Annotated in this window: 17 protein-coding genes; 9 read left to right on the top strand and 8 right to left on the bottom strand. The window is 63.9% G+C overall.

All coding sequences use genetic code 11. The features are described 5' to 3' along the window. Positions 1 to 146: 146 nt before the first annotated feature. The 5 genes from C5J24_RS25270 to C5J24_RS32070 form a co-directional block, all read right to left on the bottom strand. A complete protein-coding gene (locus C5J24_RS25270; RefSeq protein WP_038545141.1) occupies positions 147 to 320 on the bottom strand; it encodes a DUF1328 domain-containing protein in 174 nt (57 codons plus the stop codon). Positions 321 to 380: 60 nt separating this feature from the next. Next, entirely contained in the window at positions 381 to 1,430 is a 1,050-nt protein-coding gene (locus tag C5J24_RS25265; protein WP_105421818.1) for an ABC transporter ATP-binding protein, read from the bottom strand. Beyond that, on the bottom strand, positions 1,427 to 2,995 hold the full coding sequence (locus C5J24_RS25260) for an iron ABC transporter permease (RefSeq protein WP_105422038.1): 1,569 nt from the start codon (positions 2,993 to 2,995) through the stop codon (positions 1,427 to 1,429). Before C5J24_RS25260 ends, C5J24_RS25265 begins: the two co-directional genes overlap by 4 nt. Positions 2,996 to 3,067: 72 nt before the next feature. Continuing rightward, positions 3,068 to 4,081 (bottom strand): iron ABC transporter substrate-binding protein, encoded by a 1,014-nt coding sequence (locus tag C5J24_RS25255; RefSeq protein WP_105400166.1) that lies wholly within the window; start codon positions 4,079 to 4,081, stop codon positions 3,068 to 3,070. Positions 4,082 to 4,190: 109 nt separating this feature from the next. Continuing rightward, the gene (locus C5J24_RS32070) at positions 4,191 to 4,406 is read right to left on the bottom strand and encodes a hypothetical protein (RefSeq protein ID WP_172724134.1); all 216 of its coding nucleotides are present in this window, start codon (positions 4,404 to 4,406) and stop codon (positions 4,191 to 4,193) included. On the opposite strand from C5J24_RS32070, the gene C5J24_RS25250 reads away from it, so the two are divergent. From C5J24_RS25250 to C5J24_RS25240, 3 genes are all read left to right on the top strand, one after another. Next, on the top strand, positions 4,405 to 6,474 hold the full coding sequence (locus C5J24_RS25250; RefSeq protein ID WP_105421816.1) for an ATP-dependent helicase: 2,070 nt from the start codon (positions 4,405 to 4,407) through the stop codon (positions 6,472 to 6,474). The genes C5J24_RS32070 and C5J24_RS25250 overlap by 2 nt on opposite strands. Before the next feature lie 49 nt (positions 6,475 to 6,523). Continuing rightward, positions 6,524 to 7,579, top strand: a complete 1,056-nt coding sequence (locus tag C5J24_RS25245) for a dipeptidase (RefSeq protein ID WP_105421814.1) — start codon at positions 6,524 to 6,526, stop codon at positions 7,577 to 7,579. 98 nt (positions 7,580 to 7,677) lie between these two features. Beyond that, positions 7,678 to 8,388 carry an alpha/beta fold hydrolase gene (locus C5J24_RS25240; RefSeq protein WP_105421813.1) on the top strand — a complete coding sequence of 237 codons (711 nt, stop codon included), beginning with the start codon at positions 7,678 to 7,680 and terminating at the stop codon, positions 8,386 to 8,388. A gap of 67 nt (positions 8,389 to 8,455) precedes the next feature. Here C5J24_RS25240 and C5J24_RS25235 read toward each other — a convergent pair whose 3' ends face one another. Then, positions 8,456 to 8,953, bottom strand: coding sequence for a histidine kinase (locus tag C5J24_RS25235; protein WP_105421811.1), 498 nt, complete (start codon positions 8,951 to 8,953; stop codon positions 8,456 to 8,458). A 252-nt stretch (positions 8,954 to 9,205) separates the two neighbouring features. Here C5J24_RS25235 and C5J24_RS25230 point away from each other — a divergent pair, with 252 nt between their 5' ends. Then, positions 9,206 to 10,090: a GyrI-like domain-containing protein gene (locus tag C5J24_RS25230; RefSeq protein ID WP_105421810.1), complete on the top strand. Its 885-nt coding sequence runs from the start codon at positions 9,206 to 9,208 to the stop codon at positions 10,088 to 10,090. Between the two features lie 44 nt (positions 10,091 to 10,134). Here C5J24_RS25230 and C5J24_RS25225 read toward each other — a convergent pair whose 3' ends face one another. Together C5J24_RS25225 and C5J24_RS25220 are read right to left on the bottom strand one after the other, a co-directional pair. Continuing rightward, entirely contained in the window at positions 10,135 to 10,857 is a 723-nt protein-coding gene (locus tag C5J24_RS25225) for a DUF1003 domain-containing protein (RefSeq protein ID WP_205412903.1), read from the bottom strand. Position 10,858: 1 nt separating this feature from the next. Continuing rightward, positions 10,859 to 12,634, bottom strand: coding sequence for an ABC transporter ATP-binding protein/permease (locus tag C5J24_RS25220; protein WP_105400159.1), 1,776 nt, complete (start codon positions 12,632 to 12,634; stop codon positions 10,859 to 10,861). Between the two features lie 285 nt (positions 12,635 to 12,919). Between C5J24_RS25220 and C5J24_RS25215 the strand changes: the two genes are divergently transcribed. The 5 genes from C5J24_RS25215 to C5J24_RS25195 all read left to right on the top strand — a co-directional run bounded on the left by C5J24_RS25215 (position 12,920) and on the right by C5J24_RS25195 (position 20,064). Next, positions 12,920 to 13,540, top strand: a complete 621-nt coding sequence (locus C5J24_RS25215; RefSeq protein ID WP_105400158.1) for a TetR/AcrR family transcriptional regulator — start codon at positions 12,920 to 12,922, stop codon at positions 13,538 to 13,540. After that, complete coding sequence (locus C5J24_RS25210) at positions 13,537 to 14,502, top strand: HlyD family secretion protein (protein WP_105400157.1); 966 nt, start codon at positions 13,537 to 13,539, stop codon at positions 14,500 to 14,502. Before C5J24_RS25215 ends, C5J24_RS25210 begins: the two co-directional genes overlap by 4 nt. Continuing rightward, positions 14,499 to 15,452: an ABC transporter ATP-binding protein gene (locus tag C5J24_RS25205; protein WP_105421808.1), complete on the top strand. Its 954-nt coding sequence runs from the start codon at positions 14,499 to 14,501 to the stop codon at positions 15,450 to 15,452. Before C5J24_RS25210 ends, C5J24_RS25205 begins: the two co-directional genes overlap by 4 nt. After that, positions 15,449 to 16,609: an ABC transporter permease gene (locus C5J24_RS25200; protein WP_105421806.1), complete on the top strand. Its 1,161-nt coding sequence runs from the start codon at positions 15,449 to 15,451 to the stop codon at positions 16,607 to 16,609. The genes C5J24_RS25205 and C5J24_RS25200 overlap by 4 nt, the downstream gene beginning before the upstream one ends. A gap of 128 nt (positions 16,610 to 16,737) precedes the next feature. Beyond that, entirely contained in the window at positions 16,738 to 20,064 is a 3,327-nt protein-coding gene (locus C5J24_RS25195) for a DUF2126 domain-containing protein (protein ID WP_105421805.1), read from the top strand. Positions 20,065 to 20,067 lie beyond the last annotated feature (3 nt).

Here is a 20,067-nt window from a genome sequence, read left to right as displayed (position 1 = left end):
GCAACACGACATCGAATATGCCAGATGCGACCTACCGCGTCCTTGATGCGGATTTTCCCCAATTTGCCCCGCCCGACCTTCGGCGGGGCTTTTTTGTTTCCGGGGCACGGTTCCTCGCGCTTAACGCCCCGAGGATGCCAGGGGAATCAGAGAATCGCATTGCCGGCGGCAAAGGCGAGCACGACGAAAATCAGGAAAACGACAAGGAAGATGAAGAACAGGATTTTCGCGATCCCTGCCGTCGCCGCGGAAATGCCCGAAAAACCGAGGAAACCGGAAATCAGCGAGATGACCAGAAAGATGAGAGCCCATTTCAGCATGGAATTGTTTCCTTCACGTTGATGGTCCGATAACGCGAAGAAATGTTCCAGGGTTCCCAATCAGCGCAGGACGTGGGCGGCTCCGGCCACGCCGATCGTCACCCGGTCGCCGACGACAAGCGTCTCGCGGCTGGGAATGTCGAGCCGGAAGGAGAAGCCTTGCGGATCGCCGCCAAGCCTGATCCGGACATCGGAGGTCGGACCGCAGAAATTCATCTCGGCGATCGTGCCTGAAGCCCCCTCGCCGCCATTGTGGCCGCCGGCTTGACTGACCGTGACCTGTTCCGGCCGCAGCATGATCTGCGCCTTGCCGCGATAGGCGGCATCGTCGACCGGCAGCACGCCCAGCGGGCTTTTTGCCTGTCCGTCGGCAATATCCGCCGGCATCACGATCGCCTCGCCGAGGAAAGCCGCCGTCGCCGCATCGACGGGCCTGGAATAGACCTCGCGTGGGGAACCGACCTGCGCGAACCGGCCGGCCCGCATCACCGCCACCTGGTCGGCGAAGGCGAGCGCCTCGCCCTGGTCGTGGGTCACCAGAAGCGTGGTGATGCCGGCGGCCGTCAGCACGTCGGTCACCGCCTTGCGGGTGGCGGCTCTCAGACCCGTATCCAGCGCCGAGAAGGGCTCGTCGAGCAGCATCAGCCTCGGCTTGCGTGCCAAGGCCCTCGCAAGCGCCACACGCTGCTGCTGGCCGCCTGAGAGCTGGTCCGGCTTGCGGGAGAGCATGGCAGCGTCAAGCCCGACCATGTCCATCAGCTCTGCGATGCGGGCATTCTTGACCGAGGCCTCCGCCTCCAGCCCGAAACCGATATTCTGCCGGATCGTCAGATGCGGAAACAGGCAGCCGTCCTGCGCCACGATGCCGATACCGCGCTTGTGCGCCGGCACCTGGGACGAGCCGTCGGCGAGCGTCTGGCCGCCGAACACGATGCGGCCTTCATCCGGGGCATCGAAGCCGGCGACCAGGCGCAGAAGCGTGGTCTTGCCGCATCCGGACGGACCGACGATCGCCGTGCGGCTGCCGGCTGTCACCGACAGGTCGATCCCGTCGAGGGCTGCGACGGAGCCATACTGTTTGCGCAGGGAGGTCAGGGTAAGCAGCGTCATCGCCCGGCGATCTTTTTCGATTGGTGATGGAGAAGAAAGGTGAGCGGCAGCGAGAAGGCGACCATCAGCACCGCATAGGGCGCTGCACCGGCATAATCGATCTCGCCGGTCAGCGCCCAGAAGGCCATGGCGAGCGTGCGGGTGCCGTTCGGCGCCAGCATCTGGGTGGCGGTGAGCTCGTTCATGATGCCGAGCGAAGACAGCGCAACGCCGGCCGCAGCACCCGGTGCGGCAAGCCGGATCGTGGTCGCGAGCAGCGCGTTGCCCGGCGAGCGGCCGAGGCTTGCCGCCGCCTGTTCGATCTCGACCGGCACCTGCGCAATGCTGGCCCGCAGGCTCACCAGCGCCCGCGGCAGAAACATCACCACATAGGCGAGCACGATGGTGGCAACGCTCTGGTAGAGCGGCAGCATGGTCCGCACGGTGATGGTGACAAGCGCCAGCGCCACGACGACGCCCGGCATCGAACTCGCGAGATAATAGCAGCCTTCGAGGAACCGGCTGGCGCGGGTCGGCCGGCGCACGGAGAGCCAGGCGATCGGCACAGCGGCCGCAGTCGTCGCAAGCCCGCCGATCAGGCAAATGACCAGCGTCTGCCACAGCGCCAACCCGACTTCGTCGACGCGCCAGACGCCGGCACCGCCGGCGATCAGCCAGCGACCGAGCGTCAGCACCGGAATGCCGAGCGCAAAGGCGGCGGTCGCGGCCGGCAGAAGGAGAGCGACGTATTTCCACCGGCCGAGCCGGGCGATCTTCGGCCGGCGGGCGACGCCGGAGCCGAGCCGCGCATACCGGCTGCGGCCGCGCAGCGAAGCTTCGAGGCCGAGCAGCACGAAACAGCAGAGCACCAGTACCAGCGCCAGCATATAGGCGGCGACACCGTTATAGGTGGACTGGAACTGGTCGAGAATGGCAGTCGTGAACGTGTCGAAGCGGATCATCGCAAACAGACCGTATTCGGCCAGCAGATGCAGGCCGATCAGCAGCGCGCCGCCGCAGAGGGCAAGCCGTAGCTGCGGCAGCACGACGCGCCGGAAGACGGCGAAGGGCGCCAGCCCCAGCGAAGCCGCCTGGTCCTCCAGAGCCGGATCGAGAAGCCGGAAGGCGGCGGAAAGCGGAAGATAGAGAAACGGAAAGTAAGCGACGACCGAGATCGCCACGCCGGCGGGAAGGCCGTTGAAACCGGGCCACAGCCCGATCCAGGCATAGGAATGCACGAAGGCCGGCACGGCAAGCGGCGTGACGCAGAGCCAGGACCAGAACCGCGCGCCCTGCAGGTCGCTGCGTTCCGTCAACCAGGCGAGCGCGACGCCCAGCACGGCGCAGATGGGAATGGTGAAGACGACGAGCTGGACCGTATTGGCCAGCAGATCGCCGACCCGCGAGCGGAAGATCAGCTGCGAGGCCATCTCCCAGCCTGTCACTACCGCTGCCCATAACACGAAGCCGAGCGGCAGGAGCGCCAGCAAGGCCACCACGACCGCGATCGTCAGCGTCCAGGACGACGCCGCCGGCAGGCGGTGTCGCGGCGCGATGGAGATCCTGGTATCTGTGGTGGAAGTCATTGCCGGTCCGAAAATACGAGACATCGCAGGTACGCCCTGCGATGTCTCCGTGCAACTGTTATCGGCCGCTTTTTAAAGCAGGCCGGCGGCGGTCATCATGTCGGTGACCTTGGCGTTGTTGAGGGTCGAAGGCTCGACCTTCGGGGCCTGCAGATCGGCGATCGGGGTCAGCATCTTGTTGGAAGCCTCCCCCTTGCCGACGGCGTATTCAAAGGCGGTACCGTCGCGCAAGATCTTCTGGCCGCCCTTGCCGGTGACCCACTTCAGGAAGGTCTGCGCCTGTTCCTTGTGCTTGGAGGAGGCGAGGATGCCGCCGCCCGAGATCGACACGAAGGCGCCCGGATCCTGGTTCTTGAAATAATGCATGCCGATGTTCTTGGTGTTCTCGCCGGTCTTCGCGACGTCGCCGAAATAGTAGTAGTGATAGATCAGGGCGCCTTCGAACTGGCCGGCATTGACCGCCTTCATCGCTGTCGAGTTGCCGCGGATCGGGGTCGCATTTTCCTTCATGCCCTTCAGCCAGGCAGCGGTCGCTTCTTCGCCCTTGAGCTGCAGCAGCGCACCGACGATCGCCTGGAAATCGGCGCCCGACGGAGAGGCCGTCCAGCGGCCCTTCCATTCCGGCTTGGCAAGGTCGAGCATCGACTTCGGCAGCTTGTCTCCCGTCAGCTTGGTCTTGTCATAGACAAAAACGGTCGAGCGGGCAGCGATGCCGACCCAGTTGCCGTTGGCCGGATGGAAACCCGGCAAAACCTGGTCGAGGGTTGCCTTGTCGACCGGCGCGAAAAGGCCCTTGCCGTCGACCAGCACCATGGCCGGCGAATTTTCGGTGAGGAACACGTCGGCCGGCGAATTGGCGCCTTCCTGGACGATCTGGTTGGCGACTTCGAGGTCGCTGCCCTGGCGGATGGTGACCGCGATGCCGGTCTCTTCCGTAAAGGCCTTCACCCATTCCTTGGTCAGCCCTTCGTGCTGGGCATTATAGATAGTGAGACTGTCGGCCACCTGCGCCGAAGCCGGCGACGATAGGGACAGAACGGAAAAAGCCAGGGCAACGCCCGCGGCCAAGGTGAATGAAGCTTTCAAGGTCGCCTCCGCAAGAGAGTCAGGAATTTGACGAGCCCGTCATAACCAAAGCAGAGATTTGTGGTCAAGTTTATTCCCGTGACAGGCATAACAAAAGCGTGATTTACCTTTAAAATACAAATAGATACAGCAGGAGACGCGAATTGATCGCGGCACCGGGCCGTGGTGTGCAAATTGTACTTGGGCGGAAATTGCCGCCGGCCGCATCGTCGCAATCTTCCGGCCCGCGGGCAAGTTGGCGACTTGCCGCATAAGTGCCGAAGCGGATTTCCGCGCAGGCCCACGAATCAGCTATGGCTAATTCGAACACATCGGGAACGGGCATGGCTGTTGCTTATCTGGAAAAGCTGAATGATGCGCAACGGCGTGCGGTCGAGCACGGCTCGGACGTGCCCAAGGGCGGCCCCGCCGGGCCTTTGCTGGTCATCGCCGGCGCCGGTTCCGGCAAGACTAACACGCTCGCCCATCGCGTCGCGCACCTGATCGTCTCGGGCGCCGACCCGCGCCGCATCCTGCTGATGACCTTTTCCCGCCGCGCGGCCTCGGAAATGGGCCGCCGGGTCGAGCGCATCTGCGCGCAGGTTCTGGGCGCAAATGCCGGCATCATGACCGATGCGCTCGCCTGGGCCGGCACCTTTCACGGCATCGGCGCCCGGCTGCTCCGCCTCTACGCCGAACAGATCGGCCTCGACCACGACTTCACCATCCACGACCGGGAAGATTCCGCCGACCTGATGAACCTGGTACGCCACGAACTCGGCTTCTCGAAGACCGAGAACCGGTTTCCCACCAAAGGCACCTGTCTGCAGATCTATTCCCGTGCGGTGAATTCCGAAACGCCTCTGGACGAGGTGCTGAAACTCTATTTCCCCTGGTGCTCCGCCTGGGAACCGCAGCTCCGCGAACTGTTCGCCTCCTATGTCGAGGCCAAGCAGGCCCAGAATGTCCTCGATTACGACGACCTACTGCTTTACTGGGCGCAGATGATGAGCGAGCCGGCGATTGCGCAGGATGTCGGCGGCCGTTTCGACCATGTCCTCGTCGACGAATACCAGGATACCAACCGCCTGCAATCGTCGATCCTGATGGCGATGAAGCCCGGCGGCATCGGCCTCACCGTGGTGGGTGACGACGCCCAGTCGATCTATTCCTTCCGCGCCGCGACGATCCGCAACATCCTCGATTTCCCGAACACGTTCGATCCGCCGGCCAATATCGTCACGCTCGACCGCAACTACCGCTCGACGAACACGATCCTCGCCGCCGCCAACGGCGTCATCGATCTTGCCCGCGAGCGCTTCACCAAGAACCTCTGGACCGAGCGCCAGTCTGAGGAGCGCCCCCGCCTCGTCGCCGTCAAGGACGAGACCGAGCAGGCCAGTTACATCGTCGAAAAGATCCTCGAAAACCGCGAAACCGGCATGACCTTGAAACAGCAGGCCGTGCTGTTCCGCTCGTCGCATCATTCCGGGCCGCTCGAAGTCGAACTCACCCGCCGCAACATCCCCTTCGTGAAGTTCGGCGGCCTGAAATTCCTCGACAGCGCTCATGTCAAGGACATGCTGGCGGCGCTGCGTTTCGCCCAGAACCCGCGCGACCGCGTCGCCGGCTTCCGGCTGATGCAGCTCATCCCCGGCATCGGCCCGCAGACGGCCGGAAAAATCCTCGATGCGATCGCCGCCGATCCCGAGCCGCTCGCAGCCCTCCAGGAAATCCCGGCCCCGCCGCGTTCCGGCGCCGACTGGTCGGCCTTTGTCGACATGCTCGCCGCCATCCGCAGGGGCCAGGGCTGGCCGTCCGAGATCGGCCTTGCCCGCCAGTGGTACGAGCCGCATCTCGTCCGCATCCACGAGGACGCCGAGACCCGCAAGGCCGACCTGCTGCAACTCGAACAGATCGCCTCGGGTTATGCCTCGCGTGAACGGTTCCTTACCGAACTGACCCTCGACCCGCCGGATGCGACCAGCGCCGAATCCGGCACGCCTCTGCTCGACGAGGACTATCTGATCCTCTCAACCATCCATTCCTCGAAGGGCCAGGAATGGCGGTCGGTCTTCCTCTTGAACTGCGTCGACGGCTGCATCCCCTCCGACCTCGGCGTCGGCTCGACCGCCGAAATCGAGGAGGAACGCCGCCTCCTCTATGTCGCGATGACGCGCGCCAAGGACCACCTGCACCTGATGACGCCGCAGCGCTTCTTCGTGCACGGCCAGGCCTCGCAGGGCGACCGCCACGTCTATGCCGCCCGGACCCGCTTCATCCCGGCGACCTTGCTGCAATTCTTCGAAACCGCCGCCTGGCCGGTCGTCGCCCAGATGACCGACGCCGAACGCCAGGCCCGCCACCAGGTCCGCATCGACGTCACCGCCCGCATGCGCGGCATGTGGCGGTAACAAAACTGTCCTAAGACTCGCCATCTTCCACGGAACCGGACGAATTCTTATGGACAAAATCGCAGTCTTCGACGGGCATAACGATGCGGTCCAGTTCATGCTGGACTACAAACCCGGCGGCCGGGATTTTTTGGCGCGCTCGGATGCCGGCCATCTCGATCTTCCCCGCGCGATCGAAGGTAACCTTGTCGGCGGATTGTTTGCGCTGCATGCCCATCCGGAGCGCAAGCCGGAAAACGATTTGACGGTTACCGACGATGGTTATGAGGTTCGTTACGCCGACGCCCTGGAAGAGGGTTATGCCCGCCGGCTGATCGACGCCCAGCTTGCTGCCATCAATCTATTGATCCGGCGCTCAAGTGGCCGGATGCGCCTCGCGACCGATGTCGGCAGCATCGAGACGGCCCGGGCGGAATCCGCCTTTGCCGTCGTTCTTCATATGGAAGGCGCCGAGGCGATCGGCCCCGATCTCGACTATCTCCATGTCCTGCACATGGCGGGCCTGCGTTCGCTCGGCCCGGTCTGGAGCCGCCCGAATATATTCGGCTACGGCGTGCCTTTCGCTTATCCGAGGTCGCCTGACACCGGCCCAGGCCTGACGGATATTGGCAAGGAACTGGTGAGAGCCTGTAATGCCCTCGGCATCATGATCGACCTTGCGCATCTGAACGAACGGGGCTTCTGGGATGTGGCCGCCTTGAGCTCCGCTCCCCTCGTCGCGACGCATGCCTGTGCTCATGCACTCTGCCCCTCCACCCGCAACCTCACCGATCGGCAGCTTGACGCCATTCGCGATACGGACGGGGTCATCGGCTTCAACCTCGCCGTCTACGATATCCGTGCCGACGCGCATCTGGACGAAAACACGCCTCTCGACACCGTTGTCTCCCACATCAGATATCTGATCGATCGCGTTGGCGTGGACCGCGTGGCGCTCGGGTCAGACTTCGACGGCACGGTCGTGCCCCGCGAGATCGGAGATGCGAGCGGCCTGCCGCATCTCTTCGCTGCCATGCGCAAGGCCGGTTTCGACGAACCGACCTTGAGAAAATTTGCCTTCGACAACTGGCTCCGCGTCTTTCGCCTCACCTGGAAGAACGGCTGAACGGCCGTATTCCACCAAACCTGCCCCCTCGCCTGTCGCATTGACTCCACCCGACCCGGATGGGAAACAACCGGCATCGTTCAGACGGGAGGGGATGAATGGCCAGCCGCAAAATCGTTCTGGTTCAGGGTGCCTGGGGTTCGAGTGCGAGCTGGACGCCGGTTGCCGATATTCTGCGGGGCATGGGTCACCAGGTTTTCGTGCCGAGCCTCACCGGGCTCGGTGAACGCACTCACCTCTTCTCGGGCGCCATCAATCTCGACACCCATATCGGCGATGTCTGTGGCCTTATCGAAGCGGAGGGCCTGGAGGAATTCGACCTCGTCGGCCATTCCTATGGCGGCATGGTGATTACAGGCGTCGCCGATCGTTTCGCGGCCCGCATCCGCACGCTGACCTATCTCGACGCTTTCCTGCCGGAAAACGGCCAGTCGGCGCTCGATCTGCTTGGCCCGGAAGTGGCGATGGCCAACCTTGCCATGGCCGGCGAACTCGGCGGCGTCGCGGTGCCGCCGCCTGCCCGTCACACGGCCCGCGTGCCGGAACATCTGCGCCATTACATGACCAGCCGCTCGTCGCAGCCGTTCGCGACGATGATCCAGAAGATCAAGCTGTCGGGTGACTATCGGAAGATCACGAAAAGGCTTTACGTCTCGGCCAATATCGACCAGTCGAAGATCTTTTCCGGCATCTACGCCAAGGTTGGCGCCGATCCGTCCTGGGCATCCATGGAAGTGCCGAGCGGCCACATGCTGCAGCTCGAAATGCCGGACGAGGTCGCCCGCATCATCCACGATTTCATCGGCTGATTTTTTCGCCCGTTCAGTCAGGCGAGACGAAAGCGGCGGCGAAAACAACCGCCGCCGCTTGTCCGGATCACTTTCCGATCGGCTTGATCGACAACAGGATGTCGACCAGTTCCTTCTGGTGCTTTTCCTCGTCGCCCTTGGTTCCCCAATAGGTGACGACGAGGCCCTTGGTCGGCGACGTCTGGATCAGCGCAAGCCCGACGCTCACCGGGCCGTTCTCGTCCTTGCCGTCCCAATCGAGCGTGGTCATCTGCATGCCGTTGAACTCCTCGACCGGAGTTTCCTTCAGCGTCTTGGGATCGACGGTGACGCCAACCTCCTTCAGGAAATCGATGGCGTCCGTAACGGTCTTGTCCATCGACTTCAGCTCCGCGACATCGGCGGAAAGATAGACGGCGTCGTCGCTGGACGTGGCATCGACGCCGGTGTCGGTTTCCTTCGGGTTCCAGCTGTCGGGGATCTTGATGCTGGCGATCGGAGCATCGCTCGGGAACTTGAGTGTTTTCGCCTCAGCCAGCATGGGAGCGGCCATGACGAGCACGGCAATCAGGAGAGCTTTTTTCATCTGTGAATCCTTAAGAAATGGGGACCGCAGATGCTTCTACCAGCGGCGAAAATCCGTTTAGCACGCAGCCCTTTAAGAATAGGTGGAGCAAACATTCAAAAAGCCGGGGAATTCCGCCAAACTCGCGTTAGGGTTTGCCACCTCCCCTTCCGCCGTCGCTGGCAGGCACCTGCTGATCCATGCCAAACCGCAAGATCGGTCGAGCGCGTCATATTTGAAAGGGCGTAGATGGTGTCGCCACGGAGGAAGACTATGAAGGCGCCACTTGAAAACTACCATGCCCGAATGCAGCGGGTGCTGGACCATATCGACCAGCACCTGGACGATGATCTGGGCCTGGACGCGTTGAGCGGCGTTGCGGCGTTCTCGAAATACCATTTCCACCGGCAGTTCGCGTCCACCTTCGGGGTGTCCGTACATCGCTATGTCCAGCTTGCCCGTTTGAAGCATGCTTCGCACCGGCTGGCTTCGAAGGACGCTCCAAGTGTCACGGACGTAGCGATGGATGCCGGTTACGATGCACCCGACGCCTTTGCCCGCGCCTTTCGGCAAAGGCTTGGCCAATCGCCTTCATCATTCCGGAAGTCGCCCGACTGGGCACCGTGGCTTGCGGCCTTCGGGCCTTTGAACAATGCGAGGAGCAAGCTCATGCAGATTACCTATACCCACGACGACGTGACTATCCGCGATGTCCCCCCGACGCCGGTGGCGATCATGGAGCATCGGGGCGACCGGGCAACACTTGGCGATACCATCGAGCGCTTCATTGCCTGGCGCAAGGCGGCCGGCTTATCGCCTGAGACGAGCCCGACCTTCAACGTCTTCCGTTCTGAGAGGACCCCTGCGATCCCGGCCGATTATAGCATGGACCTGTGTGTCGGGACTGACCTGCCGATTGCGCCCGATGACGCACAGATGAAACCAGGCGTGATCCCCGGCGGGCGCTGTGCGGTCCTGCGCGTCTTCCATGATACCCACAATTTAGAGCCCGCCGCGCTCTTTCTTTATCGGGATTGGCTTCCAGCCAGTGGGGAGGACGCACGCGACTTCCCCATCTATTGCCAGCGGCACTTCTCCCTCTTCCCGGGCGCGCAGGTCCATGATGTCGTCGTGGAACTGTTCCTGCCCTTGAAATAGCAGCGCTGGACGGCGGCCGGTCTCGGACATTCGGTATTTCCGGCCTAGCTCGGGCTCCGCCCGCCGCCGCGCCGTTCCAGAAGCTCGATCTGGATCTGCTGCATTTCCGCCAGCCGCTCCCATTGATGCGCCATCTGGTGATCAATCTTTTCGTGGAGCTGGCGGATTTCGAGTTCGGCGCGCAGGTTGATCATGTAGTCGTTCTCGGAGCGCAGCCGGTCCTTCTCCTCCTGCCGCCTCTGGCTCATCATGATGACAGGCGCCTGCAGCGCCGCAAGGCAGGAGAGCACCAGGTTGAGCAGGATGAACGGATAGGGGTCGAAAGGCTGGGAGAACAGGCCGACGACATTGATCCCCATCCAGACGACCAGCACGCCGAGGAAGCTCAGGATGAACGTCCAGGAGCCGCCGAAGGTGGCGACCTTGTCGGCAATCCGCTCGCCGAAGGTGGGGTTGCGCTCGAGCAGGTCGCTGGCGCTCGTCTGCACCGTCGAGGCGCCCTTTTCGAAACTGTCGAGCACGCGCCTGTCGAGATCGGAAAGCTCGCCGCGCTCTTCGTCGAGCAGCTTTTCCACATAACGGCGGCGATAGCGGCCGAGGTCCTCGTCGCAGATATAGCTGTCGGCTGTGCAGTCCGGGACTTCCTCGGCGACCATTGCCACGAGGTTCGGCCGCAGGTGTCCGGCCTTGTGCATTTTCGAGAGCGGAAAAGTGCGGCCGCAGACGACGCATTGCCCTGTCTTGGTCGGAGCCAGATGCCTGCTCATTTCACGCATCTTCCTTCTTCTTCGCATGCGCGTGAAGCGGCGAGAGGTGGAAGAGGCGCGGCGAGAATTTGGCCCGGAACTCTTCCGAACGGCCGATATAGATGAGCGTCACGCCGTCGAGACGGCTGAGCACGTTCAGCAGCCGCTGCTGGGTTTCCGGCTCCAGGCCTTCCAGCACGTCGTCCATGATCAGCCAGGCCGGCTTACGCAGCACCGCGTTGGCGATCGCGAGCGCTGCCTCCTCGTCCTTGTCGAGCAGTCGGTCCCAGCGCTCCACCTCGTCCAGCCGGTGCACGAGGCGGTCGAGCCCGACCTTCTCCAGGGCCTCGGTCAGCGCCTTGTCGTTGATGTCGCTCAGCCCGTCCGGATAGGTCATCACCTCGCGCAGCGTCGCCGTCGGCAGGTATCCGTCCTGCGGCATCAGGATCATGCGGCCCGCGGGCGGCAGGGCGATCTCGCCGCGCCCCCAGGGCCAGATGCCGGCCAGCGCCTGGAAAAACAGATGCCGGTCGGCGCCGGGATCGCCGTTGATCATCACCCGCTCGCCCGGCTTGATGGCGCAATCGCCCTCGACGACGCGCACCCCATGTCCGGCCTCGCCCTGCTCGGGCGCGCCGTAAACCGTGATGCCGCAAACGCTGATGCCCTCCCCCTGTTGCGCCTCTCGATAGGCGATCACCCCGCCCTCCTCAGCCGGCGTATCCATGGAGAGCAGCGCGTTGCGGAAGGAAGAGACGCGGTTCAGCGTTGCCCGCCAGTCGGCGATGACGCTGAAATTGACGACGTACCAGCGAAGCGCCTGGTTGACCTGGTTGAAGGCGCCGACCGCCATCATCAGCCCGCCGAAGGAAAGTTCGCCGGAAAAATACATCGGCGACGCGATGATGATCGGCGCCACCAGCGCCAGCCAGCCGAACCCGGCAGAGACCCAGGTGAGGTTGGCGAGCGCCCAGGCGAGCTTGCGCAGCATGCCGAGCACGCCGTCGATCGCAAAATGCACCCGGTCGCGCTCGCTTGCCTCACCGCGCGCGAGCGTGATCGGCTTGAGGTTCTCGTTGGCGCGCACCAGGGCCGAGCGCAGGTCCGCTTCCCGGGCATAACGCTCGGCGTTGAGCTTCGGCAAAAGGTTGCCGACGACGTTGCTGAGCACCGAACCCAGCAGCGCATAGAGGATCGTCGTCCACACCATATAGCCGGGGATCGAAATGGCGCGGTCGCCGAAATGGAAGACGAAATTCGACGAGATCGCCCAGAGCACGCCGATGAAGCTCGCGAGCAGGATCGTCGAGTTGACGAGCCCGATCGCCAGCGCCGTGGTGTTTTCCGCCAGGATGCGCGTGTCCTCATGCAGCCGCTGGTCGGGATTGCTGGCGATCGAGCCTGCGCGGCCAAGCTTCAGCGCCCGGCCGGGCTTCAGCCAGACATCGGCGAGGTCGCGCGCCAGCCCCTCGCGCATCCGCAGGGCGGTAATCTGGTTCAGCCACTGCTGGATGACGTTCAGGAGCGTCAGCGAAAAGGCGATAATACCAAAGACGACGAGCTGGTTCAGAAATTCCGGCATGTCGCGCCGTTCCAGCGCATCGTAGAATGGTCCGTTCCACTCGTTCAGACGGTATGTCGCATAGGTCGTTGCGAAGATGACGACGAGCAGGGCCGCGGTCAGTACCAGGACGCGATTGCGCACCGGCGCATTCCAGAATGCCTTGCCCATCATGCGGAGCTGCCCCCCCAGGGAAAGTTCGAAGGCCGGCACTACACCTTCGGAATTCTGCGACATCTACTGCGACTCCTACAATCACCCTCGTCACCCCCAACTTAGCACGCGTTTGCGGCTTATGCAGCTTCAAGGGTCCCGTTTGGTTTATATGGGGGTCGAACCAGCCGGATGCATCCAACGTCTTCGTGAGGTTCATCCGGCGTCCGCGCCGCCGAACCCCACCGAAAAACCGCCCGACAATGTTCGTCACGCGCCACCTCCTCTCTTCACTTTTCCCAAAACCGCTTGCAAATTTCGCAGCCAAATGTTAATGACCGACCAGTCAGTCACAATTGGAGATACGCGGTGGCCGAGAGGAAAAGAGAGAAACGCGATCCGCAGCAGCGCCGGGCCGAAATCCTGGCCGCCGCCTTCGCCTGCTTTTCCGAACGCGGGTTCGCCGCCACCCGCATGGAGGATGTCGCGGCCCGTGCCGGCATCGCCAAGGGCACCGTCTACCTGCATTTTCCGGACAAGGAAGCGCTGTTCACCGAGCTCGTCTCGGGCATCGCCACGCCGATCCTCGGTCAGATCGACGGGCTGGCGGCCAACGAGGCAATCCCGCCGCGTTTCGCCATCTCGATGTTCTATACCCTCTTCAAGCGCGAGGTTCTGGAGACCGAGCGCCGCCACCTGTTGCGGCTGATCCTCGCCGAAGGCCCGATGTTTCCGGCCGTCACCGAGTTTTACCACCGCGAGATCATTTCGAAGGGTCTCGGCGTCCTGCGCATCCTGCTCGCCCGTGCCGCCGCCCGCGGCGACCTGCGCAATCCGGCCATTGCCGAAGTGCCGCAGATCGTCATCGCCCCGGCGCTGTTGTCGATCGTCTGGACGACGCTGTTCGAGGCCTACGAACATCTCGACACCCAAAATCTGTTCGATGCCTTTCTCGAAACCCTGTTCGTGCCGGAAGGAGGTGCGAAGTGAAGCGTATCCTCATCATCGCTATCCTGGCGGGCGCCGCCCTTGCCGCCCTGCCCTTCCTCTTCGCCGACAAGCCGCCGCGCCCTTACCAGGGCTGGGTCGAAGCCGACACGCTGTTCATCGGTGCCGAAAGTGCCGGCCGGCTCACTCAGGTCGATATCGCCGAAGGTGCGACGATCGCAGCCGGCGCGCCGCTCTTCAGGCTCGACTCCTCAAGCGAAGAGGCCGCCGTCGCTGCGGCCCGCGCCGCGCTTGCCCGCTCGCGGGCGGAACTGGATCTGGCGCAAGCCGCCCAGAAACGCCCCCAGGAGATCGACGTGCTGCGCGCCTCCGAACGCGAAGCCTCCGCCCGGCTGGAGCTTGCCGAACAGGATCTCGACCGCACCCGGGTTCTCGTCGAGCGCGGCACCGCGACCCGCGCCAATCTCGATACCGCGACCGCGACCGAGGCCGCCAACCGCGCCGCCCTCGAGAATGTCCGCAGCCAGATCATCCTCGCCGCCCTTCCCGCCCGCGATGAGGCGCTGCGTCAGGCAGAAGAATCCGTCGCCGCCGCCAGGGCCGATCTCGCCTCGGCGCAGGCAGCACTTGCCCGCCGCTCGGTTTCGGCTCCCGCCGCCGGCAGCGTCGAGACACTCTATTACCGCACGGGCGAAGTCGTGCCCGCAGGCCGCCCGATCGTCGCCCTCCTGCCACCCGAAAATGTCCGCATCCGCTTTTTCGTGCCCGAAACCGAAATCGCCCGCCTGTCGCTCGGCCAGCCGGTCCGCGTCGGCTGCGACGCCTGCCGGCCGTCCGATGCAAAGGTCAGCTTCATCGCCAGGAGCGCGGAATATACGCCGCCGGAAATCTACAGCCTCGAAGAGCGTGCAAAACTCGTCTATCGCATCGAGGCCATCCCTGCCGACCCGAAGGCGCTCCGCCCCGGCCAGCCGGTCGATGTCCTTCCGGGAGTTCATCCATGACCGCCGCCGAAACCTACCAAGTCGACGCCCCGGAAACGGTGATCGACGTCCACCACCTCACCAAGAGTTTTGGCGGCCGCAAGGTGGTCGATGATGTTTCCATGTCGGTGAAGAAAGGCCGCATCCACGGCTTTCTCGGCCCCAACGGTTCCGGCAAGACGACCACCATCCGCATGCTCTGCGGCCTGCTGACACCCGATAGCGGCGACGGCACCTGCCTCGGCTTCGACATCCTGACCGAGAGCGACCGCATCCGCCGCCGGGTCGGTTACATGACCCAGAAATTTTCGCTCTACCAGGACCTGTCGATCCGCGAGAACCTCGAATTCGTCGCCCGCGTCTACGGCCTCGCCGATCCGCGCGGCAAGGCGAGCGCCGCCATCGAGCGCCTCGGCCTCAAGGGCCGCGAAAAACAATTGGCCGGAGAACTGTCCGGCGGCTGGAAGCAGCGCCTCGCGCTCGGCGCCTGCATCCTGCCGGAACCCGCGCTTCTCCTCCTCGACGAACCGACTGCCGGCGTCGACCCGAAGGCCCGCCGCGACTTCTGGAACGAGATTCACGCGCTTGCCGCCAACGGCCTCTCGGTGCTCGTCTCGACGCATTACATGGACGAAGCGGAGCGCTGCCACGAGATCGCCTATATCGCCTACGGAAAACTGCTCGCCGAAGGCACTGTGGACGAGGTGATCGCCGGCACCGGCCTCGTCACCTTCGCCGTCTCCGGCCCAGGCGCCGACCGTCTGCAAGCGGAACTCGAACATGCTCCCGGTGTCGACATGATCGCCCCCTTCGGCACCAGCCTGCACGTCGCTGGCCGCGATGCCGCGACCCTGGAACAGGCGATCGCTCCCTATCGCGACAGGCCGGGCCTCAAATGGGAAAAGGGCGAACCGACACTCGAAGACGCCTTCATCGACCTGATGCGCCGCTCGGAGGACAATTTCAAATGACCCCGGCGCCCGGCAACACCAACGGCAATGGCAATGGCAGCTCCTTCGGCCGCTTCTGGGCGATGACGGTCAAGGAATTCATCCAGATGACCCGCGACCGCATCACGCTCGCTACCATGGTCATGCTGCCGATCATGCAGCTTTTCCTGTTCGGCTTTGCCATCAACACCACTCCGCACAACCTGCCGACCGCCGTGCTGATGCGCGAAAACAGCGATGTCGGGCGCTCCATCCTGGCCGCGCTGAAAAACACCGATTTCTTCGAGGTCAAATCGGTCGTCACCCGCGCCGAGGACATGGATGCCCTGCTGCAGTCCGGCGAGGCCCTGTTCGTCGTCGAAATCCCCGAAGGTTTCGAACGGTCGCTGCGCCGCGGCGATTCTCCCTCGCTGCTGGTCGCGGCCGACGCGACAGACCCGGTCGCTGCCAGTTCCGCGCTCGGCGCGCTCTCCGGCATCATTTCGACGGCGCTGGAAAACGACCGCCAGATCACCTTTGCGGAGCCCGTGAAACCCGCCTTCCAGATTGTCCAGCACCGCCGCTACAATCCGGCCGGATCCTCGACATTGAACATCGTTCCTGGCCTGCTCGGCACAATCCTGACGATGACGCTGCTGATCTTCACCGCCCTCTCCGTCACCCGCGAGGTCGAGCGCGGCACGATGGAGAACCTGCTCTCCATGCCGATCAAGCCGCTGGAGATCATGCTCGGCAAGATCGCTCCCTACGTGCTGATCGGCCTCATCCAGGCGCTGGTGATCATCGGCGTCGGCATCCTCGTCTTCCGCGTGCCGATCCTCGGCGATCCCCTGTCGCTGACCGCCGCCACCGCCCTCTTCGTCATCACCAACCTGTCGATCGGCTACACGTTCTCGACGATCGCGGCGAACCAGTTGCAGGCGACGCAGATGGCGATGATGTTCTTCCTGCCGAACATCCTCCTTTCCGGCTTCATGTTCCCCTTCGCCGGCATGCCGGGTTGGGCGCAGTGGATCGGCGAGGCCCTGCCGCTCACCCACTATATCCGCATCGTCCGGGCGGTGATGCTGAAGGGCGCCGATATCGGCGGCCTCGGCTACGATACGGCGGCGCTCGCCGCCCTGATGACCGTCGCCATGCTGATCGCGGTACGCCGTTTCCGCCGCACGCTGGATTGAGGAATAAAGCCGGTTATCTCGCGTCTGCGGTATAAGCTTGGATTCCGCCTTGCTTTATTCTCGTGCATTGCACAAAATCCTTGCAACGATCATCGATCGGCCCGGTAAAGCGGCCGGCAAGGGGAAGTATGTCGATCAAGGCGAGTGTCTACCACCTTACCCACTACATGTACGACAAGCCCGTCCGTCTCGGACCGCAGATCATCCGCCTCAAACCGGCTGCCCATTCGCGCACCAAGGTGCTCAGCCATTCGCTGAAGGTGACGCCCTCCAATCACTTCGTGAACCTGCAGCAGGATCCCTACGGCAACTACCTCGCCCGCTTCGTTTTTCCGGACCCGGTCACCGAGTTCAAGATCGAGGTCGATCTCGTCGCCGACATGACGGTCTACAATCCCTTCGACTTCTTCGTCGAAGAGGAAGCGATGAAATGGCCGTTCAGCTATCCGCCGGAACTGGTCGAGGACCTGTCGATCTACATGGTGCCGGAGCCGCCGGAACCGGCGCTGGCCGACTATCTGAAAACCTTCGACATGTCCCCGGACCAGCCGACGGTCGACATGATCGTCGGCATCAATGCCCGCCTGCAGCAGGCGATCGGTTACGTCATCCGCATGGAGCCGGGCGTGCAGACGCCGGAGCAGACGCTGACCTCGGCCATGGGCTCCTGCCGCGACACCAGCTGGCTGCTCGTCCAGATCCTGCGCCATCTCGGCCTCGCCGCCCGTTTCGTCTCCGGTTACCTGATCCAGCTGACGCCGGACCTCAAGGCGCTCGACGGCCCCTCCGGCACCGAGGTCGATTTCACCGACTTGCATGCCTGGTGCGAAGTCTATCTCCCCGGCGCCGGCTGGGTCGGCCTCGACCCGACCTCCGGGCTTCTGACCGGCGAAAGCCATATCCCGCTTGCCGCGACCCCGCATTTCCGTAACGCCGCCCCGATTTCCGGCGGTTATTTCGGCGAAGCCGAAACCTCCTTCGCCTTCGACATGAAGGTCAATCGCGTCGCCGAACATCCGCGCATCACCAAGCCGTTCTCGGACGAATCCTGGGATGCGCTCGACGCTCTCGGCGACCAGGTCGACCGCGTGCTGCAGGCCCAGGACGTTCGTCTGACCATGGGCGGCGAGCCGACCTTCGTGTCGATCGATGATTTCGAAGCCGGTGAATGGAACACCGACGCCGTCGGCCCCACCAAGCGCGAAAAGGCCGACATCCTGATCCGCAAGCTGCGCGAGCGTTTCGCGCCCGGCGGCTTCCTGCATTACGGCCAGGGCAAGTGGTATCCCGGCGAGACCTTGCCGCGCTGGACCTTCTCCCTCTACTGGCGCAAGGACGGCCGGCCGATCTGGAGCAATCCTGACCTCGTCGCCGAGGAAGGCCGCGACTACGGCGTCGGCGAGCAAGAATCCGCCAAGCTCCTGACCGGCATCGCCGCCGAACTCGGCATCGCCCCGGACATGGTCGTGCCGGCCTATGAGGATCCGGCCGAATGGATCATCAAGGAAGGCTCGCTGCCGGACAATGTCGATCCGTCGAATTCAAAGCTCAAGGACCCGGAGGAGCGCAATCGCATCGCCCGCGTCTTCGAGCGCGGCCTGACAAGCCCGAGCGGCTACGTCCTGCCCGTCCAGGCCTGGAACGCGCAAGCGGCCGGCAAGCGCTGGATCAGCGAGAAATGGCGCACCCGCCGCGGCCGCATCTTCCTGGTGCCCGGCGACAGCCCGGTCGGTTATCGCCTGCCGCTCGGCACCCTGCCTTACGTTCCACCCTCGCAATTTCCCTATATCCACGAAGCAGACCCCTCGATCCCCCGCCAGCCGCTGCCCGAGGCGATCATCCCGGCCGGCCGTGCCATGCCGGAATCCTCCTTCAAGGCAGGTGATGCCGCCAATCCCGGCCGCGTCGAACAAACCCTCGGCGAAATCGGCGGTGCGGTGCGCACCGCGGTTTCGGTAGAGGCCCGCGACGGCAGGCTCTGCGTCTTCATGCCGCCGGTGGAAAAGATCGAGGACTATCTCGAACTGATCGCCGCTGCCGAAAACGCCGCGACGGCGCTCGGGCTCGCCGTTCATATCGAGGGTTACGCCCCGCCGCATGACGAGCGCATCAACGTCATCCGCGTCGCGCCGGATCCCGGCGTCATCGAGGTCAACATCCATCCGGCCGCAAGCTGGAAGGAGACGGTTGCGACCACCACCGCGATATACGAGGAAGCCCGCCAGAGCCGCCTCGGCGCCGACAAGTTCATGATCGACGGCCGCCACACCGGTACCGGCGGCGGCAACCACGTCGTGGTCGGCGGCGCCAATCCGAACGACAGCCCCTTCCTGCGCCGCCCCGACCTGTTGAAGAGCCTGGTCCTGCACTGGCAGCGCCATCCGTCGCTCTCCTACCTGTTCTCCGGCCTGTTCATCGGCCCGACCTCCCAGGCGCCGCGCATCGACGAGGCTCGTCACGATTCGATGTACGAGCTGGAAATCGCGCTTGCCCAGGTGCCGGCGCCCGGCCAGGGCGAGCCCCCCCTGCCATGGCTGGTCGACCGGCTGTTCCGCAATCTTCTGACCGACGTCACCGGTAACACCCATCGTTCGGAAATCTGCATCGACAAACTGTTCTCGCCGGACGGCCCGACCGGCCGCTTGGGCCTCGTCGAGTTCCGCGGCTTCGAGATGCCGCCGAACGCGCGCATGTCGCTTGCCCAGCAATTGCTGGTCCGGGCACTGATCGCCCGCTTCTGGAAAAACCCGCTACAGGGCCGGTTCGTGCGCTGGGGAACGGCGCTCGCCGACCGCTTCATGCTGCCGCAATATGTCTGGGCCGACTTCATGGACGTCCTCCAGGACCTGCGAGAAAACGGCTTCGACCTGCGTCCCGAATGGTTCGAGGCACAACTCGAATTCCGCTTCCCCTTCTTCGGCGAGGTCGAATACGAAGGCTCAAAGCTGGAACTTCGCCAGGCGCTCGAACCCTGGCACGTGATGGGCGAACAGGGTGCGATCGGCGGCACCGTGCGCTACGTCGATTCATCGGTGGAACGACTCCAAGTCCGGCTCGAAACCACCAATCCGTCCCGCTATACCGTCGCCTGCAACGGTCGCGCCGTGCCGCTGAAAGGCACCGGCACCTCCGGCGTCTCGGTCGCCGGCGTCCGTTTCAAGGCCTGGCAGCCATCCGCCGGCCTGCACCCGGTCCTGCCGGTTAACACGCCGCTCACGTTCGACATATATGATACATGGTCCGGCCGTTCGATCGGGGGCTGCATCTATCACGTTGCCCATCCGGGCGGGCGTAGTTATGACACCTTCCCGGTCAACGGCAACGAGGCGGAAGCACGCCGCCTCGCCCGGTTCGAGCCGTGGGGGCATACGGCGGGCGGCTATACGCTTCTGGCCGAAACGCCCTCGCCCGAATTTCCGCTGACGCTCGATCTGCGCCGGCCGCAAGGAGTCTGAAAC

The organism is Neorhizobium sp. T25_27, assembly GCF_002968565.1.
Taxonomy (GTDB): Bacteria; Pseudomonadota; Alphaproteobacteria; order Rhizobiales; family Rhizobiaceae; genus Neorhizobium; species Neorhizobium tomejilense.
Note: the sequence above shows the minus strand (reverse complement) of the source record. Positions and strands in the feature narration are given on the sequence as shown.

Bases quoted from the DNA above. Each gene is read 5' to 3' on its own strand.
- C5J24_RS25270 (WP_038545141.1), bottom strand. From the start codon at position 320: ATGCTGAAATGGGCTCTCATCTTTCTGGTCATCTCGCTGATTTCCGGT.
- C5J24_RS25265 (WP_105421818.1), bottom strand. From the start codon at position 1,430: ATGACGCTGCTTACCCTGACCTCCCTGCGCAAACAGTATGGCTCCGTC.
- C5J24_RS25260 (WP_105422038.1), bottom strand. From the start codon at position 2,995: ATGACTTCCACCACAGATACCAGGATCTCCATCGCGCCGCGACACCGC.
- C5J24_RS25250 (WP_105421816.1), top strand. From the start codon at position 4,405: ATGGCTGTTGCTTATCTGGAAAAGCTGAATGATGCGCAACGGCGTGCG.
- C5J24_RS32070 (WP_172724134.1), bottom strand. From the start codon at position 4,406: ATGCCCGTTCCCGATGTGTTCGAATTAGCCATAGCTGATTCGTGGGCC.
- C5J24_RS25245 (WP_105421814.1), top strand. From the start codon at position 6,524: ATGGACAAAATCGCAGTCTTCGACGGGCATAACGATGCGGTCCAGTTC.
- C5J24_RS25240 (WP_105421813.1), top strand. From the start codon at position 7,678: ATGGCCAGCCGCAAAATCGTTCTGGTTCAGGGTGCCTGGGGTTCGAGT.
- C5J24_RS25235 (WP_105421811.1), bottom strand. From the start codon at position 8,953: ATGAAAAAAGCTCTCCTGATTGCCGTGCTCGTCATGGCCGCTCCCATG.
- C5J24_RS25230 (WP_105421810.1), top strand. From the start codon at position 9,206: ATGAAGGCGCCACTTGAAAACTACCATGCCCGAATGCAGCGGGTGCTG.
- C5J24_RS25225 (WP_205412903.1), bottom strand. From the start codon at position 10,857: ATGAGCAGGCATCTGGCTCCGACCAAGACAGGGCAATGCGTCGTCTGC.
- C5J24_RS25220 (WP_105400159.1), bottom strand. From the start codon at position 12,634: ATGTCGCAGAATTCCGAAGGTGTAGTGCCGGCCTTCGAACTTTCCCTG.
- C5J24_RS25205 (WP_105421808.1), top strand. From the start codon at position 14,499: ATGACCGCCGCCGAAACCTACCAAGTCGACGCCCCGGAAACGGTGATC.
- C5J24_RS25200 (WP_105421806.1), top strand. From the start codon at position 15,449: ATGACCCCGGCGCCCGGCAACACCAACGGCAATGGCAATGGCAGCTCC.
- C5J24_RS25195 (WP_105421805.1), top strand. From the start codon at position 16,738: ATGTCGATCAAGGCGAGTGTCTACCACCTTACCCACTACATGTACGAC.